The sequence below is a fragment of the Streptococcus mitis genome, from assembly GCF_000722705.1.
Taxonomy (GTDB): Bacteria; Bacillota; Bacilli; order Lactobacillales; family Streptococcaceae; genus Streptococcus; species Streptococcus mitis_P.
Genome location: NZ_JPFW01000007.1, coordinates 179569 through 193457 on the forward strand (window position 1 = coordinate 179569; position 13889 = coordinate 193457).

The following is a 13889-nucleotide window of genomic DNA, read 5'->3' on the forward strand; positions in this document are numbered from 1 at the left end:
AAGAGGTATTACAGATGGCTATTATCTTACCAGATCTTCCATATGCATACGACGCTTTGGAACCATACATCGATGCGGAAACAATGCACTTGCACCATGACAAACACCATCAAACTTATGTCAACAATGCCAATGCAGCTCTTGAAAAACACCCTGAAATCGGTGAAGATCTTGAAGCCTTGCTTGCTGATGTAGAATCTATCCCAGTTGATATCCGTCAAGCACTTATCAACAATGGTGGCGGACACTTGAACCATGCGCTTTTCTGGGAATTGATGACTCCTGAGAAAACTGCTCCTTCAGCAGAACTTGCAGCAGCAATCGATGCAACATTTGGTTCATTCGAAGAATTCCAAGCAGCCTTCACTGCAGCCGCAACAACTCGTTTTGGTTCAGGATGGGCATGGTTGGTTGTCAACAAAGAAGGGAAACTTGAAGTGACTTCAACAGCCAATCAAGACACACCAATCACAGAAGGTAAAAAACCAATCTTGGGCTTGGACGTTTGGGAACATGCTTACTACGTGAAATACCGCAACGTGCGTCCTGACTACATCAAAGCTTTCTTCTCAGTGATCAACTGGAATAAAGTAGATGAATTGTACGCAGCTGCTAAATAATGATAGTTGGAGGGAAGAATTGTTCTTCTCTTTTTAAGGTTATATTATTTGGTCTGACAAAATCGTCAGACTTTTTTCATTTTTATGAGAAACGTGCTAACTGCTGGAAATTATGGTAGAATAAAGTATTAAGTAATCGTGGAAAAAGGATATCTATGCGAAAAGAAATTGCACCTGAATTATACAACTATAACAAGTTTCCTGGGCCTGAGTTCCATTTACACGGGGACAAGGTTGAAACGGAAGGGATAGCTTTTTCCTTGGTGGAAAATATCAAGGATGCCTTTGATGTGACGGCTTTTAATCAGCGTTTTTCAGAAGTCTTAACCAAGTTTGATTATATCGTGGGAGACTGGAGTAATGAACAGCTTCGTCTACGAGGTTTTTACAAGGATGACCGAACAGAAGAAAAACTTGAAAAAATCAGTCGTTTACAAGACTACCTTTTAGAGTATTGTAGTTATGGTTGTGCCTATTTTGTCCTAGAAAATGAAGCCCCTAAGCGAGCATCATTTGACAAGAAAATGCGTAAGAAGGAAGAAGAAACGCCTTCTAGAAAAGGGAAGAAACAGGCTCAAACCAAACGAAGACCGAATGCAGATAAGAAAAATAGACGTCGTCAGAAAGACCAGTATTCTCAGAAAGAGGACAAGGGACAACGTCATTTTGTCATTCGTCAGAAGTGAGTAGAGAATAAGGAGAAGAAATGAAACCGTCAATTTATAGTTTAACACGTCAAACCATGCAGGAATGGGTATTGGAGCAGGGAGAGAAGAAATTCCGTGCTGATCAAATCTGGGAATGGCTTTACCGTAAACGTGTGCAGTCATTTGAAGAAATGACCAACCTTTCAAAAGATTTGATTGCTAAGCTCAATGACCAGTTTGTTGTCAATCCCTTGAAACAGCGAATCGTTCAAGAATCTGCTGATGGTACCGTTAAATATCTTTTTGAGTTGCCTGATGGTATGTTGATCGAGACTGTACTCATGCGTCAACACTATGGTTTGTCAGTCTGTGTGACTACTCAGGTCGGCTGTAATATCGGTTGTACCTTCTGTGCTTCTGGTTTGATTAAGAAACAACGTGACCTAAATAACGGTGAAATCGTAGCGCAGATTATGCTGGTTCAGAAATATTTTGATGAGCGTGGTCAGGACGAACGCGTCAGCCATATCGTTGTCATGGGAATCGGTGAGCCCTTTGATAACTACAACAATGTCTTGAATTTCGTTCGGACCATCAATGATGACAAGGGAATGGCAATCGGAGCTCGTCATATTACGGTTTCAACTTCAGGTTTAGCCCATAAAATTCGTGATTTTGCTAATGAAGGGGTTCAGGTCAATCTTGCCGTTTCACTTCACGCACCTAACAATGAGTTGCGCTCAAGCATCATGAAGATTAACCGTGCCTTTCCGATTGAAAAACTCTTTGCTGCTATTGAGTATTACATTGAAACAACCAACCGCCGTGTAACTTTTGAATACATCATGCTCAATGAAGTTAACGATGGTGTAGAACAAGCCTTGGAATTGGCTGAATTGCTCAAGAACATCAAGAAATTGTCTTATGTAAACTTGATTCCTTATAACCCAGTTAGTGAGCATGACCAATATAGTCGTAGTCCAAAAGAGCGCGTCATGGCCTTCTATGATACTCTTAAGAAAAAAGGGGTTAACTGTGTTGTTCGTCAAGAACATGGAACTGATATTGATGCAGCTTGTGGACAATTGCGTTCTAATACAATGAAACGTGACCGCCAGAAAGCAGTCGCAGTAGTCAATCCGTAATGATGAAGAAAACTCATAATCATATTTTGGTCTGGGGAGTTATTTTCTATAGCATTTGTATCGTCTACTTTTGTTTTACTCCTCAAGGACATTCTCCTGTGGGAGTGGAAACTCCAGGTATTCAGCATCTTGGACGCCTGGTTTTTCTTTTAACTCCTTTCAATTCTCTCTGGAAACTGGGTGAAGTGAGTGATATGGGACAATTATGTTGGATTTTTTTACAAAATATCCTCAATGTCTTCTTGCTCTTCCCTCTGATCTTTCAACTTATCTATCTCTTCCCAAATTTAAGGAAAATAAAAAGAGTTCTTCTTTTCAGTTTTCTAGTAAGTCTTGGAATCGAGTGTACGCAGTTGATCTTGGACTTTTTCTTTGATTTCAATCGCGTCTTTGAGATTGATGATTTGTGGACCAATACCTTGGGTGGCTATCTGGCTTGGCTACTTTATAAACGATTACATAATACTCAATGAAAATCAAAGAGCAAACTAGGAAGCTAGCCGCAGGCTGTACTTGAGTACGGCAAGGTGAAGCTGACGTGGTTTGAATTTGATTTTCGAAGAGTATAAAAACAAGATAAGGAATTAAAATGAGTATTTTAGAAGTTAAAAATCTGAGTCACGGTTTTGGTGACCGTGCAATTTTTGAAGATGTGTCCTTCCGTCTCCTCAAGGGGGAACATATCGGTCTAGTCGGTGCCAATGGTGAAGGGAAATCAACCTTTATGAGCATTGTGACTGGTAAGATGTTGCCAGACGAAGGAAAGGTTGAGTGGTCCAAATATGTGACGGCTGGTTATTTGGACCAGCACTCTGTCCTTGCTGAAGGGCAGTCGGTGCGCGATGTTCTCCGTACGGCCTTTGATGAGCTATTCAAAGCTGAAGCACGTATCAATGACCTCTATATGGAAATGGCTGAAGACGGAGCGGATGTTGATGCTCTCATGGAAGAAGTTGGAGAACTCCAAGACCGTTTGGAGAGTCGTGATTTCTATACCTTGGATGCAAAGATTGACGAAGTGGCGCGTGCCCTTGGTGTTATGGACTTTGGCATGGATACGGATGTAACTTCTTTGTCAGGTGGACAAAGAACCAAGGTGCTTTTGGCTAAGCTTCTCCTTGAAAAGCCAGATATTTTGCTTTTGGACGAGCCGACCAACTACTTGGATGCTGAACATATTGACTGGCTCAAGCGCTATCTTCAAAACTATGAAAATGCCTTTGTCCTCATTTCACATGATATTCCATTCCTCAATGATGTTATTAATATCGTCTATCATGTGGAAAATCAACAGCTGACGCGTTACTCTGGTGACTACTACCAGTTCCAAGAAGTCTATGCCATGAAGAAATCTCAGCTGGAGGCAGCCTATGAACGTCAGCAGAAAGAGATTGCGGATCTCAAGGACTTCGTCGCTAGAAACAAAGCGCGTGTTGCAACACGAAATATGGCCATGTCTCGTCAGAAGAAATTGGATAAGATGGATATTATCGAGTTGCAAAGTGAGAAACCAAAACCATCCTTTGATTTCAAACCAGCTCGTACGCCAGGGCGCTTTATCTTCCAAGCCAAGGATTTGCAAATTGGTTATGACCGTCCTCTGACTAAGCCTTTAAATCTTACCTTTGAACGCAATCAAAAGGTTGCCATTATCGGAGCAAATGGTATCGGGAAAACAACTCTCTTGAAGTCTCTCTTGGGGATTATTCCGCCAATTGCTGGGGAAGTTGAACGCGGTGATTACCTAGAACTTGGTTATTTTGAACAGGAAGTAGAAGGTGGTAATCGCCAAACACCACTAGAGGCTGTCTGGAATGCCTTTCCAGCCCTCAACCAAGCAGAAGTCCGTGCAGCCCTTGCCCGTTGTGGTTTGACAACCAAGCATATCGAAAGCCAAATTCAGGTCTTGTCGGGTGGGGAACAAGCCAAGGTTCGTTTCTGTCTCTTGATGAATCGTGAAAACAACGTGTTAGTGTTGGACGAGCCGACTAACCACCTGGATGTGGATGCCAAGGATGAACTCAAACGCGCTCTTAAAGAATACAAGGGGTCTATTCTTATGGTCTGCCACGAACCAGACTTTTATGAAGGTTGGATGGACCAAATCTGGGATTTTAACAAGCTAACTTAAAAATGAATATAAAAGAAATACAGTACCGAATGTGGGTACTGTATTTTTTAGATTTTTAAGATTTAAAATCGTAGTCTTTCACTACTTCGATACTATCGATAGTAATAGCAGTAGTTGGCTTGTCTTTTTCATCTTTTTCGGCTTTAGCAATCTTATCTACAACATCCATACCGTCAATCACTTGACCAAAGACTGGGTGTTTGCCATCTAGACTAGGGTTTCCCCCTTCTTTATAGGCTTCGATGATTTTCTTTGGATACTTGCTTGTAGGGAGTTTAGCAGAGGTATCTGTAGAGTTTTGGTTGATGAAGAACTGGCTGCCATTGGTGTTTGGTTGACCAGTATTTGCCATCGCAAGAGCACCACGGATGTTATAGAGATAAGGAGTAATCTCATTTTTGAAACCAGTTCCCTTGTCTTTTGTCTTATCCTTGTCATGCCAGATAGACTGACCACCTGTACCATCTCCCTTTGGATCTCCAGTTTGGACCATAAAGCCATCGATGACACGGTGGAAGGTAATGCCATTATAGTAGCCTTCTTTGGCATGAGTGAGGAAGTTTTCAACTGCTAGAGGAGCGAGTTTAGGGAAGAGTTTAATGCGGATATCGCCTTGACTTGTGTGGAGAATGACTTCGGCTTCATCTTCAGCAACTTCCTTAGAAAGTTGAGGAAAGTTGGCATTTTCGTTTGTTAAAGCATCGTTTAACTCCTTTGCAGATTGGGCAGCTGCTTTAGAACTTTCTTCAGCAGCAAGACTGGAATCCACATAATCATCACCACGCAGACTGCGTTGGATGCTGCTACATCCAGCTAGGGCTACAGTGGACAGTAAAAGAAGGGTTGCTAGTTTTTTCATTCTGTTCCTCTCAAAAATTCATTTCTACCATTGTACCCTAAAAGGAAGTGGATTTCAAATATTAGTGACAAGACAGTTTAAGAGGAAGTCAACCATAAAGTCGCTTGTTTAGGGGCATCAATGCCATAAGTATACTCAAAGTATTTTGGGAACCAGATCTTAAGAAAGCTCGTAAAGCATCACAATTAGTAAACGTTAATTAGAAAGAATTACTATATTTTAAAAGAGCACATTTTCAAAGGATTTTTTCTTTTGGCTTCAATTCCTAATTAATCAATGAACTTAATACTAGGTCTCGAAAAGAATTATGCTTCCTCTTTCTGTCTGAGTTCAAAGAGGTCTTCTACTTTCAGATTAAAAACTTGAGCAATTTTAAGAGCCATTTCCAGCGAAGGGTTGTAACGATTATTTTCCAAGTGCAGAATTGTCTCGCGTCGCATGCCGATGAGGTCGGCTAACTCCTGCTGGGTCATGCCTGTGGACTCACGAACAGATTTGAGATTAGTAATAATCTTGCTTTCTTTGGCCATGCTTATCCTCTACGTTCCAAGATAAAATAGACAACCGCAAAGATGAAAATCAAGGCAGCTATGCTAATAAATATCTGTCCCATGTAAAGAGTGAGAGACCCCATATACCCAATGATAACTGCTAGGATCATCAGTGCGCCTAGTATAAAAACAAACATCAAGCTAGCTGCCTTGGCTAAATTAGCATAAAAGCGTTCGTCCGGAGTTTCCTTGACATTTTTCAAACAGAAAAAAGCAAATAAAATCACTTCAATAACGAGGCCAATTCCCAAAATCCATTCTTTAATACCAGAACTTTCGCTTGGGGTCGCAACCCAAATTCCTAATGTATAAAAAATACTTGCTGCAAACAAAAGTATCGTGTAAAGCTTAGCAGACAAGTCAAAAATAATCTTTCCCTTACCTTTCTGACTTTTATGAGACCATAGTTTCATATGTAGCCAGCTCCAAATAGCTACAATTTGACCTTGCACTGAAATACCAGTGATAACTAACTTGGGTCCCCAACTAAGATTAGAACCAAATAAAACAATAAAATCAATAAAGAGAGCTACGGCAATCATTGCAATGAGGCCACGCATTTTTTGACTTTTTTTCATGATAGACTCCTTTTTTGTTATAAATATATAACATTTAAATGTTATGTTATAAATATATCACACTTAAATTTAGAAAGCAAGAATTTTATGTGTCAAGGTGGCAATTATTTGAAAAAATTTTTTAATAAAAGCACTTGATAGTCAAACAACTAAAGAAATCTTTGAAGCAATGCATCGGATTTGGTTTGGATAGTTTCGTTAATAATATTTGATGATAAAGAATTTTTGAAAAATCTAGATACTGTATGAATCTCTACTTTTTTCTTAGACTGTTATAAAGTCTGTCAGAATAAGCGTTATAGGTGTAGAAGTTAATTTTTACAGAACTAAATTATTCCCCTATTTAGAATCTATTAATTCATATTTTATAAATTAATTAGTAGATATCGTTCTTAAAATCCTTGATGTTTCGTTTGGGAATGGGCTTAGGATTTAGGAGCCAAGCATCCAAATCACGTTCAGGCGATATGAAGGGTTTGAGTTGATGGTCTTTATAAAATGTTTCTAATACTCTTCGAAAATCTCTTCAAACTACGTTAGCTTTGCCTTGCCGTACTCAAGTACAGTCTGCGGCTAGCTTTCTAGTTTGCTCTTTGATTTTCATTGAGTATAAAATAGTATTTACGGCTAGCTTCTTTCAAACATTTATTTCCTACTTCTAACAAATTTCTAAATGGTTTAAAAATTTTATAGTCTGTCAAGTTTTTTTCTTGACACCTGTCATAAATCTGCTATAATAGAACATGTGCTAAATAGCTCAGCTATTTCACCGAAATAAAAAATAAGAAAAGAGACTTTAAAAATGGCAGTTAAAATCCGTTTGACTCGTATGGGTTCTAAGAAAAAACCTTTCTACCGTATCAACGTAGCAGATTCACGTTCACCACGTGACGGACGTTTCATTGAAACAGTTGGAACTTACAACCCACTTGTTGCTGAAAACCAAGTAACTTTGAAAGAAGACCGCGTTCTTGCATGGTTGGCTGATGGAGCTCAACCTTCAGATACAGTTCGCAACATCCTTTCAAAAGAAGGCGTATTGAAAAAATTCCACGATTCTAAATTCTCAAAATAAGTTTAAAGTAGGTTGACAGATGGATACGATTGAAAATCTCATTATTGCGATTGTGAAACCCTTGATTTCACAACCAGATGCCTTAACTATCAAGATTGAAGATACACCAGAATTTTTGGAATATCATTTGGATCTTGATCAAAGTGATGTGGGTCGTGTAATCGGTCGTAAGGGTCGCACTATTTCTGCGATAAGAACGATTGTCTACTCTGTCCCAACTGAAGACAAAAAGGTAAGAATCGTTATTGACGAAAAATAAGAAGGGCGGGACGAATGTCTCGCTTTTTTGCGAGAAGCAAGATATGAAGGATTTAACGTTTAGGACAATTACAAGACTACCTACTGGAACATTACCAGCAGTCTCGGACTGAGGAAGGTCTCTTTATGAAGTTAGTGGAGGAAGTCGGAGAAGTAGCCGAAGTTTTGAATGGGCGCTCTGGTCGAAAAGAAGGGGTGCAAGATTCTAACGAGGAACTTGCTAAAGAACTGGCTGATATTATTCACTACACCGTCGCAATCGCAGCTATTAATCATATTGATCTCACTAAAACCATCTTTGAGAAAGACAAAACTGCAGCCATTAAGTACCAACATGAACGTGATTTGGAAGGTCTTTTGAAGGGGAAGGAGAGTTGATCTCCTCTTCCTCCAACTTGAGAAAATCCCTGGAACGTGATAAAATAAAGGATAAGGATTTTTTATAATTCATTATACAGAATGAGTGGATTTCTTTATGAAGAGGCTTGAAGTATCTACAGAAATTGGTAGTCTCTCTGTTACTTATAAAAAGCAAAAGAAAGTGCTAGTTTGTTTAAGTGGCGCAGGGTTGCTACCAAGTTATGAAAATTTTTCACTGATAATCGAAAAACTTCCTCCCACAATTGGTTATTTGACAATTGATTTTCCAAACACAGGTAGGAGTCCGATTCATGACCAAGCTGGTAAAAATCTGGATAATCTTGCAGATGCGGTTTATGAAATACTTGAAGAATTGGCGATTTCTGAATATATACTTTGTGTACATAGTTTGAGTGGAATTTTAGCTTGCAAATTGCTCAACAAACCAATTAAGTGTCAGGCTTTAGTAGCGCTTGAACCGACAACAAAAAAAGTAATGTTTGCTGATTTTTCAGAAAATCCTTATCCAGAAATGGAAGAGCAGATGAGGCTGATTGACGAGTGTGGTCCTGAACTTTATTTTAAGAACTTAACTCAAGCAACATTTAGCACTGAAACTAATAAAGAAATCTGGGAATTAATGCAAGAAAAAGGCTTAGAGTTTGAAAATCAAGATCCAGAATTTCAGATATCTGGAGAGATTACTGAGGAAGATTTTGAGAATTTATCGATACAATCTCATGTCCCTGTATTTATTTTTTGTCAGGCTTATAGAGAAAAAGAGTACAGAGAATCAGAATATTGGACTTCTAATACTAAACTCATTTTAGGAGGGAATCACCATTATTTACAGTGGTCTGAATCTGAAAAAATTGCGACTATTATTCGAGAATTGTCAGAATAAGATGGAAAGAAGGAGACTATAGGAGACAAGATGAACTACTTTAATGTTGGGAAAATCGTCAATACGCAGGGTTTACAGGGTGAGATGCGAGTCTTGTCTGTGACGGATTTTGCAGAAGAACGCTTTAAAAAAGGGGCTGAGCTAGCTTTGTTTGATGAAAAAGATCAGTTTGTTCAAACAGTAACTATTGCTAGCCACCGTAAACAGAAGAACTTTGACATCATTAAATTCAAAGATATGTACCATATCAACGCTATCGAAAAGTACAAAGGATATAGTCTTAAGGTCGCTGAGGAAGATTTGAATGACCTAGACGATGGTGAGTTCTACTATCACGAGATTATCGGTTTGGAAGTCTATGAGGGTGATAACTTGGTTGGAACCATCAAGGAAATCCTGCAACCAGGTGCTAACGATGTCTGGGTGGTCAAGCGAAAAGGCAAACGTGATTTGCTTTTACCATATATACCACCAGTGGTTCTCAATGTTGATATTCCGAATAACCGCGTCGATGTGGAAATCTTAGAAGGGTTAGACGATGAAAATTGATATTTTAACCCTTTTTCCAGAGATGTTTTCTCCACTGGAGCACTCAATCGTTGGAAAGGCTCGAGAAAAAGGGCTCTTGGATATCCAGTATCATAATTTTCGAGAGTATGCTGAAAAGGCCCGCCATGTAGACGACGAGCCATACGGAGGCGGACAGGGGATGTTGCTCCGAGCCCAACCCATTTTCGATGCCTTTGACGCTATTGAAAAGAAAAATCCGAGAGTGATTCTCCTCGATCCTGCAGGGAAGAAATTTGATCAGGCTTATGCTGAGGATTTGGCTCAAGAAGATGAGCTAATCTTTATCTGTGGGCACTACGAGGGTTATGATGAGCGCATTAAGACCTTGGTGACAGATGAGATTTCCCTGGGGGACTATGTACTGACTGGTGGAGAATTGGCGGCCATGACTATGATTGACGCTACAGTTCGCCTGATTCCAGAAGTAATTGGCAAGGAGTCTAGCCACCAAGATGATAGTTTTTCTTCAGGCCTTCTAGAATATCCTCAGTACACACGTCCCTATGACTATCGAGGTATGCTTGTGCCAGATATACTGATGAGCGGGCACCATGAAAAGATTCGTCAGTGGCGCCTGTATGAGAGTTTAAAGAAAACCTATGAGCGCAGACCGGATTTGTTAGAAAATTATCAACTGACAGCAGAAGAAGAAAAAATGCTGGCAGAAATCAAAGAAAACAAAGAATAAAGGAGAAACCTATGCAAGTAATCAAACGTGACGGCGAAATTGCTGAATTTAATCCAGACAAGATTTACCAAGCTATTTTAAAGGCAGCCCAGACTGTCTATGTATTGACAGATGATTTGCGTCAAAACCTTGCACAAGTCACTAAGAAAGTGGTTTTGGACTTGGAAGAAGCCAAGGTGGAACGTGCTACCATTAGCATGATTCAGTCTATGGTTGAACATCGTTTACTGGGTGCAGGTTACATTACCATTGCAGAACACTACATTTCCTATCGTCTACAACGTGACTTGGAAAGAAGTGGTTATGGAGACCATATCGCTGTTCATTTACATTTTGAACAAATTCGCTAAGAAAAAGAGTGGGATGAAGCAACTACATCTCACTCTTTCTTAAATCTATTTTTTTGGGCTGTTTGGACAGTTGAAGGGACAAATCGCAGGCGTTGAATATCGCTTATGCGGATAATACGGCTCACATTTTTGGCAAAATTTTTCACGATAATTTGCTGGCGTTGCTGATCGTATTTGATGATATCACCTGTAAAGCTTGTTTCAGACAAGATAAGGTGAACAGCGGTTTGTTTCTGGATAGCCTCTTCAATAGTAGCAGTCAGGGAGTTGCTTTCAGTCTGGTTAGGTTGATCATGTCCATTTAAAAAGTCATGGATTTTATCTAGAACTTGCTGGAATTTATGTCTCATATTGGCCTCCCTTCTTTTATATCAATATTATATAAAATTTTCCTAAAATCTACAAGATTTTACGAATAATCAAATGAAAGCTAAAAAAGGAGAAGAAAATGGCAGAATTTACATTTGAAATTGAAGAGCACTTGTTGACTCTTTCTGAAAACGAAAAAGGTTGGACTAAGGAAATCAACCGTGTGAGCTTTAATGGTGCTCCTGCAAAGTTTGATATTCGTGCTTGGAGTCCAGATCATACTAAAATGGGCAAAGGGATTACTCTCTCCAATGAAGAATTTCAAACCATGGTGGATGCCTTTAAAGGCAACTAATACTTAATGAAAATCAAAGAGCAAACTAGGAAGCTAGCCGTAGGCAGTACTTGAGTACGGCAAGGCGAAGCTGACGTGGTTTGAATTTGATTTTCGAAGAGTATAAGTTTTCAAAATGAAAGAAAAGGATACTGAGTCATGACAACTCGATATCCTTTTTTAGTGAGCAAAGTAAGCCTGATTTTTAAGGCGTTGAAGTAGTGGATGGCTAATAATACTAATAGCAATAATTTTACCAAGATCTGGGATGATAAAGGGAAATACCCCTATAACAAGAGCTTTTTCAAATGGCATTCCAGCTAGGAAATGCAATCCAATGATTCCACCAACAAAGACAAGTGTATCTCCCAAGAGATTTGCTAGAAAAATTCTGACAAAACCACTATTGCTGTTAGTTAGAGAAGAGGTAAGTCCAGAATAAACAATATAAAACCAAAGATAGCCTGCAGTAGGACCAATCAAAGCATGAAATCCAGCTCCACCTCCTGCAAAGACAGGAAGACCGATAGCGCCTAGAAGAAGATAGAGTCCAACAGAAAGTACAGCCTCTCTCGGTCTAAAGACAGTAGCAATCAAGCCGATTGCAAAGTTTTGCAGAGTGAAGGGAACAGGTCCAATTGGAAGACTGATTTGTGCCAATACAGCAATGATAGCAGCCCCAATAGCAGGGATAGCATAAACGTGAGCTTTTTTCAAAATAGTTAACCTCTTTTCTTATGTATAGTAACTATTATACTTAAATTAATATCATTGTCAACCTGTTTTTATAACAAAGGTAACAAAAACTGTAACAGCCGATTTTCCTGACGGGGTAAGTTGTTTTCATCTATTCGTAAATCATCAAAAAAGAAGCAGATATCTTTGTATCAGCTTCTTTTGTTTCGATTAACGCATGGTAACAAATTCTTCGGATGCAGTTGGGTGAATCGCCACAGTTGCATCAAAGTCAGCCTTGGTTGCTCCCATCTTAATAGCAACGGCAAAACCTTGAATCATTTCATCCACACCGTATCCAATTCCATGAAGTCCGACAACTTTTTCTTCTGAACCAGCTGTGATTAATTTGAAACGTGTTTCTTGGCGGTTGCAAGTGCAAGCAGAGTACATAGAAGTAAAGCTTGATTTGTAAACCTTGATTTGGTCTTGACCGTATTCTTTAATAGCTTGCTCTTCGGTCAATCCAACAGTTCCGATAGCAGGGTGTGAAAAGACAACGGTTGGAATAGTTGAGTAATCCATTTTTGCACTTGTTTTTCCGTTAAAGAGACGTTCAGATAGGGTACGTCCAGCCTTGATAGCAACTGGAGTCAGTTCTTTCTCACCCGTTACATCACCTAGAGCGTAGATTCCCTCAACAACAGTATTTTGGTATTCATCCACTTGGATAAAGCCACGTTCGTTCAGAGTTACTCCAGCTTTTTCAAGTTGCAAGCCCTGAACATTTGGACGGCGACCTGTAGCCCAGATAACTTGGCTAGCTGTGTGACTAGTACCATCTTCAAAATGAATGGTAATGCCTTCAGCAGTTTTTTCTAACTTAACAGGGACTTTGTGAGTATGCAGTGGCAAGTTTGTTCTTTCCATTTCCTTGACCAAACCTTCAACGATGTAGGAATCAAAACCACGTAAAGGGCGATCACGGCGAACAAAGAGGTCTGTCTTGACACCAAAAGTGTGGAGTACGCCAGCTAATTCAACGGCGATATAACCAGCGCCTAGAATAGCAACTGACTCTGGCAATTCTTCCCAGGCAAATACATCATCAGAAGAACCACCTAGTTCAGCACCAGGAATATTTGGAATACTTGGATGGGCACCAGTAGCAATCACGATATGTTTAGCACGAATGAGTTCACCATTTACGCTGACAGTATGAGAATCTACAAATTCAGCATGGCCTTCAATCAGGTCTACGCCGTTGCGTTTAAAACTGCCATCATAAGAAGAACGAGCGCGATCGATGTAGGCTTCACGATTGCGACGTAGGGTTGCAAAGTCAAAGTTTAGATCAGTAGTCTTAAAGCCATAGTCTTCTCCAAATTGATGGAAAGTCTCAGCGATTTGTGCCCCGTACCACATGATTTTTTTAGGAACACAACCGACGTTGACACAGGTTCCACCTAATTTCTTTTCCTCAATAACGGCTGCTTTGGCTCCATGTTCACCAGCACGGTTCATGGTAGCAATTCCTCCGCTACCTCCACCAATAGCAATGATATCATATTCTCTCATTAAAAAACTCCTTTGTACTCTTTTAAATAGTAGAGTGTCATTTTTTGATAGTCATATTCTATCTTTTTTTGATTTGATTGCAAAAATCTGCTACGTTCAAAAAAATTAAGAAAAAGGCTTGCGAAAAAGAAAAATAAAGTGTATTATATAACTAGTACAATGATTGTAAAATGAATTCCGAACAATAATTTAGTCCTGAAATGTCATTATTTCGTTCTAAAATGTTATTGTTTCAAATTGATAATTTTTGTATAATA

At 39.4% G+C, this 13889-nt stretch carries 18 protein-coding genes and 1 pseudogene; 13 read left to right on the plus strand and 6 right to left on the minus strand.

Annotated elements, in window-relative coordinates:
- Positions 1–14: 14 nt before the first annotated feature.
- The 5 genes from sodA (at position 15) to SK642_RS03595 (ending at position 4543) form a co-directional block, all read left to right on the plus strand.
- Positions 15–620 carry a superoxide dismutase SodA gene (gene sodA, locus SK642_RS03575; protein WP_033683407.1) on the plus strand — a complete coding sequence of 202 codons (606 nt, stop codon included), beginning with the start codon at positions 15–17 and terminating at the stop codon, positions 618–620.
- Between the two features lie 155 nt (positions 621–775).
- Entirely contained in the window at positions 776–1306 is a 531-nt protein-coding gene (locus SK642_RS03580) for a YutD family protein (RefSeq protein WP_033683408.1), read from the plus strand.
- A 20-nt stretch (positions 1307–1326) separates the two neighbouring features.
- Positions 1327–2412 (plus strand): 23S rRNA (adenine(2503)-C(2))-methyltransferase RlmN, encoded by a 1086-nt coding sequence (rlmN, locus tag SK642_RS03585; protein ID WP_033683409.1) that lies wholly within the window; start codon positions 1327–1329, stop codon positions 2410–2412.
- The gene (locus SK642_RS03590; protein WP_033683410.1) at positions 2412–2885 is read left to right on the plus strand and encodes a VanZ family protein; all 474 of its coding nucleotides are present in this window, start codon (positions 2412–2414) and stop codon (positions 2883–2885) included. Before rlmN ends, SK642_RS03590 begins: the two co-directional genes overlap by 1 nt.
- Positions 2886–3001: 116 nt before the next feature.
- Positions 3002–4543 carry an ABC-F family ATP-binding cassette domain-containing protein gene (locus SK642_RS03595; protein WP_000025377.1) on the plus strand — a complete coding sequence of 514 codons (1542 nt, stop codon included), beginning with the start codon at positions 3002–3004 and terminating at the stop codon, positions 4541–4543.
- 55 nt (positions 4544–4598) lie between these two features.
- Here SK642_RS03595 and SK642_RS03600 read toward each other — a convergent pair whose 3' ends face one another.
- The 3 genes from SK642_RS03600 to SK642_RS03610 all read right to left on the minus strand — a co-directional run bounded on the left by SK642_RS03600 (position 4599) and on the right by SK642_RS03610 (position 6531).
- Complete coding sequence (locus SK642_RS03600) at positions 4599–5402, minus strand: peptidylprolyl isomerase (RefSeq protein ID WP_000731911.1); 804 nt, start codon at positions 5400–5402, stop codon at positions 4599–4601.
- A 305-nt stretch (positions 5403–5707) separates the two neighbouring features.
- Positions 5708–5932 (minus strand): helix-turn-helix transcriptional regulator, encoded by a 225-nt coding sequence (locus SK642_RS03605; RefSeq protein WP_001041097.1) that lies wholly within the window; start codon positions 5930–5932, stop codon positions 5708–5710.
- 2 nt (positions 5933–5934) lie between these two features.
- Positions 5935–6531 carry a membrane protein gene (locus SK642_RS03610; protein WP_033683411.1) on the minus strand — a complete coding sequence of 199 codons (597 nt, stop codon included), beginning with the start codon at positions 6529–6531 and terminating at the stop codon, positions 5935–5937.
- Between the two features lie 802 nt (positions 6532–7333).
- On the opposite strand from SK642_RS03610, the gene rpsP reads away from it, so the two are divergent.
- The 7 genes and pseudogenes from rpsP to SK642_RS03645 all read left to right on the plus strand — a co-directional run bounded on the left by rpsP (position 7334) and on the right by SK642_RS03645 (position 10736).
- Positions 7334–7606, plus strand: a complete 273-nt coding sequence (gene rpsP, locus SK642_RS03615; protein ID WP_000268760.1) for a 30S ribosomal protein S16 — start codon at positions 7334–7336, stop codon at positions 7604–7606.
- A 19-nt stretch (positions 7607–7625) separates the two neighbouring features.
- A complete protein-coding gene (gene kphA / locus SK642_RS03620; RefSeq protein ID WP_000379617.1) occupies positions 7626–7865 on the plus strand; it encodes an RNA-binding protein KphA in 240 nt (79 codons plus the stop codon).
- A gap of 43 nt (positions 7866–7908) precedes the next feature.
- Positions 7909–8242: pseudogene (locus SK642_RS03625) on the plus strand (MazG nucleotide pyrophosphohydrolase domain-containing protein).
- A 97-nt stretch (positions 8243–8339) separates the two neighbouring features.
- Entirely contained in the window at positions 8340–9128 is a 789-nt protein-coding gene (locus SK642_RS03630; protein ID WP_033683412.1) for an alpha/beta fold hydrolase, read from the plus strand.
- 30 nt (positions 9129–9158) lie between these two features.
- Positions 9159–9677 (plus strand): ribosome maturation factor RimM, encoded by a 519-nt coding sequence (rimM, locus tag SK642_RS03635; RefSeq protein WP_033683413.1) that lies wholly within the window; start codon positions 9159–9161, stop codon positions 9675–9677.
- Positions 9667–10386 (plus strand): tRNA (guanosine(37)-N1)-methyltransferase TrmD, encoded by a 720-nt coding sequence (trmD, locus tag SK642_RS03640; protein ID WP_033683414.1) that lies wholly within the window; start codon positions 9667–9669, stop codon positions 10384–10386. The genes rimM and trmD overlap by 11 nt, the downstream gene beginning before the upstream one ends.
- Before the next feature lie 11 nt (positions 10387–10397).
- Positions 10398–10736: an ATP cone domain-containing protein gene (locus SK642_RS03645; RefSeq protein ID WP_001196040.1), complete on the plus strand. Its 339-nt coding sequence runs from the start codon at positions 10398–10400 to the stop codon at positions 10734–10736.
- A gap of 29 nt (positions 10737–10765) precedes the next feature.
- Here the strand turns inward: SK642_RS03645 and SK642_RS03650 are convergent, their stop codons facing one another.
- Positions 10766–11086 carry a hypothetical protein gene (locus SK642_RS03650; protein ID WP_033683415.1) on the minus strand — a complete coding sequence of 107 codons (321 nt, stop codon included), beginning with the start codon at positions 11084–11086 and terminating at the stop codon, positions 10766–10768.
- 98 nt (positions 11087–11184) lie between these two features.
- On the opposite strand from SK642_RS03650, the gene SK642_RS03655 reads away from it, so the two are divergent.
- On the plus strand, positions 11185–11400 hold the full coding sequence (locus tag SK642_RS03655) for a YdbC family protein (RefSeq protein ID WP_000807422.1): 216 nt from the start codon (positions 11185–11187) through the stop codon (positions 11398–11400).
- 159 nt (positions 11401–11559) lie between these two features.
- On the opposite strand, the gene SK642_RS03660 is transcribed toward SK642_RS03655, so the two are convergent.
- Positions 11560–12096, minus strand: coding sequence for a biotin transporter BioY (locus SK642_RS03660; protein WP_033683416.1), 537 nt, complete (start codon positions 12094–12096; stop codon positions 11560–11562).
- Between the two features lie 189 nt (positions 12097–12285).
- Positions 12286–13632, minus strand: a complete 1347-nt coding sequence (gor, locus tag SK642_RS03665; protein WP_033683417.1) for a glutathione-disulfide reductase — start codon at positions 13630–13632, stop codon at positions 12286–12288.
- Positions 13633–13889 lie beyond the last annotated feature (257 nt).

Excerpts from the sequence above, each read along its gene's own strand:
- sodA (WP_033683407.1), top strand. The coding sequence starts at position 15 with ATGGCTATTATCTTACCAGATCTTCCATATGCATACGACGCTTTGGAA.
- SK642_RS03580 (WP_033683408.1), top strand. The coding sequence starts at position 776 with ATGCGAAAAGAAATTGCACCTGAATTATACAACTATAACAAGTTTCCT.
- rlmN (WP_033683409.1), top strand. The coding sequence starts at position 1,327 with ATGAAACCGTCAATTTATAGTTTAACACGTCAAACCATGCAGGAATGG.
- SK642_RS03590 (WP_033683410.1), top strand. The coding sequence starts at position 2,412 with ATGATGAAGAAAACTCATAATCATATTTTGGTCTGGGGAGTTATTTTC.
- SK642_RS03595 (WP_000025377.1), top strand. The coding sequence starts at position 3,002 with ATGAGTATTTTAGAAGTTAAAAATCTGAGTCACGGTTTTGGTGACCGT.
- SK642_RS03600 (WP_000731911.1), bottom strand. The coding sequence starts at position 5,402 with ATGAAAAAACTAGCAACCCTTCTTTTACTGTCCACTGTAGCCCTAGCT.
- SK642_RS03605 (WP_001041097.1), bottom strand. The coding sequence starts at position 5,932 with ATGGCCAAAGAAAGCAAGATTATTACTAATCTCAAATCTGTTCGTGAG.
- SK642_RS03610 (WP_033683411.1), bottom strand. The coding sequence starts at position 6,531 with ATGAAAAAAAGTCAAAAAATGCGTGGCCTCATTGCAATGATTGCCGTA.
- rpsP (WP_000268760.1), top strand. The coding sequence starts at position 7,334 with ATGGCAGTTAAAATCCGTTTGACTCGTATGGGTTCTAAGAAAAAACCT.
- kphA (WP_000379617.1), top strand. The coding sequence starts at position 7,626 with ATGGATACGATTGAAAATCTCATTATTGCGATTGTGAAACCCTTGATT.
- SK642_RS03630 (WP_033683412.1), top strand. The coding sequence starts at position 8,340 with ATGAAGAGGCTTGAAGTATCTACAGAAATTGGTAGTCTCTCTGTTACT.
- rimM (WP_033683413.1), top strand. The coding sequence starts at position 9,159 with ATGAACTACTTTAATGTTGGGAAAATCGTCAATACGCAGGGTTTACAG.
- trmD (WP_033683414.1), top strand. The coding sequence starts at position 9,667 with ATGAAAATTGATATTTTAACCCTTTTTCCAGAGATGTTTTCTCCACTG.
- SK642_RS03645 (WP_001196040.1), top strand. The coding sequence starts at position 10,398 with ATGCAAGTAATCAAACGTGACGGCGAAATTGCTGAATTTAATCCAGAC.
- SK642_RS03650 (WP_033683415.1), bottom strand. The coding sequence starts at position 11,086 with ATGAGACATAAATTCCAGCAAGTTCTAGATAAAATCCATGACTTTTTA.
- SK642_RS03655 (WP_000807422.1), top strand. The coding sequence starts at position 11,185 with ATGGCAGAATTTACATTTGAAATTGAAGAGCACTTGTTGACTCTTTCT.
- gor (WP_033683417.1), bottom strand. The coding sequence starts at position 13,632 with ATGAGAGAATATGATATCATTGCTATTGGTGGAGGTAGCGGAGGAATT.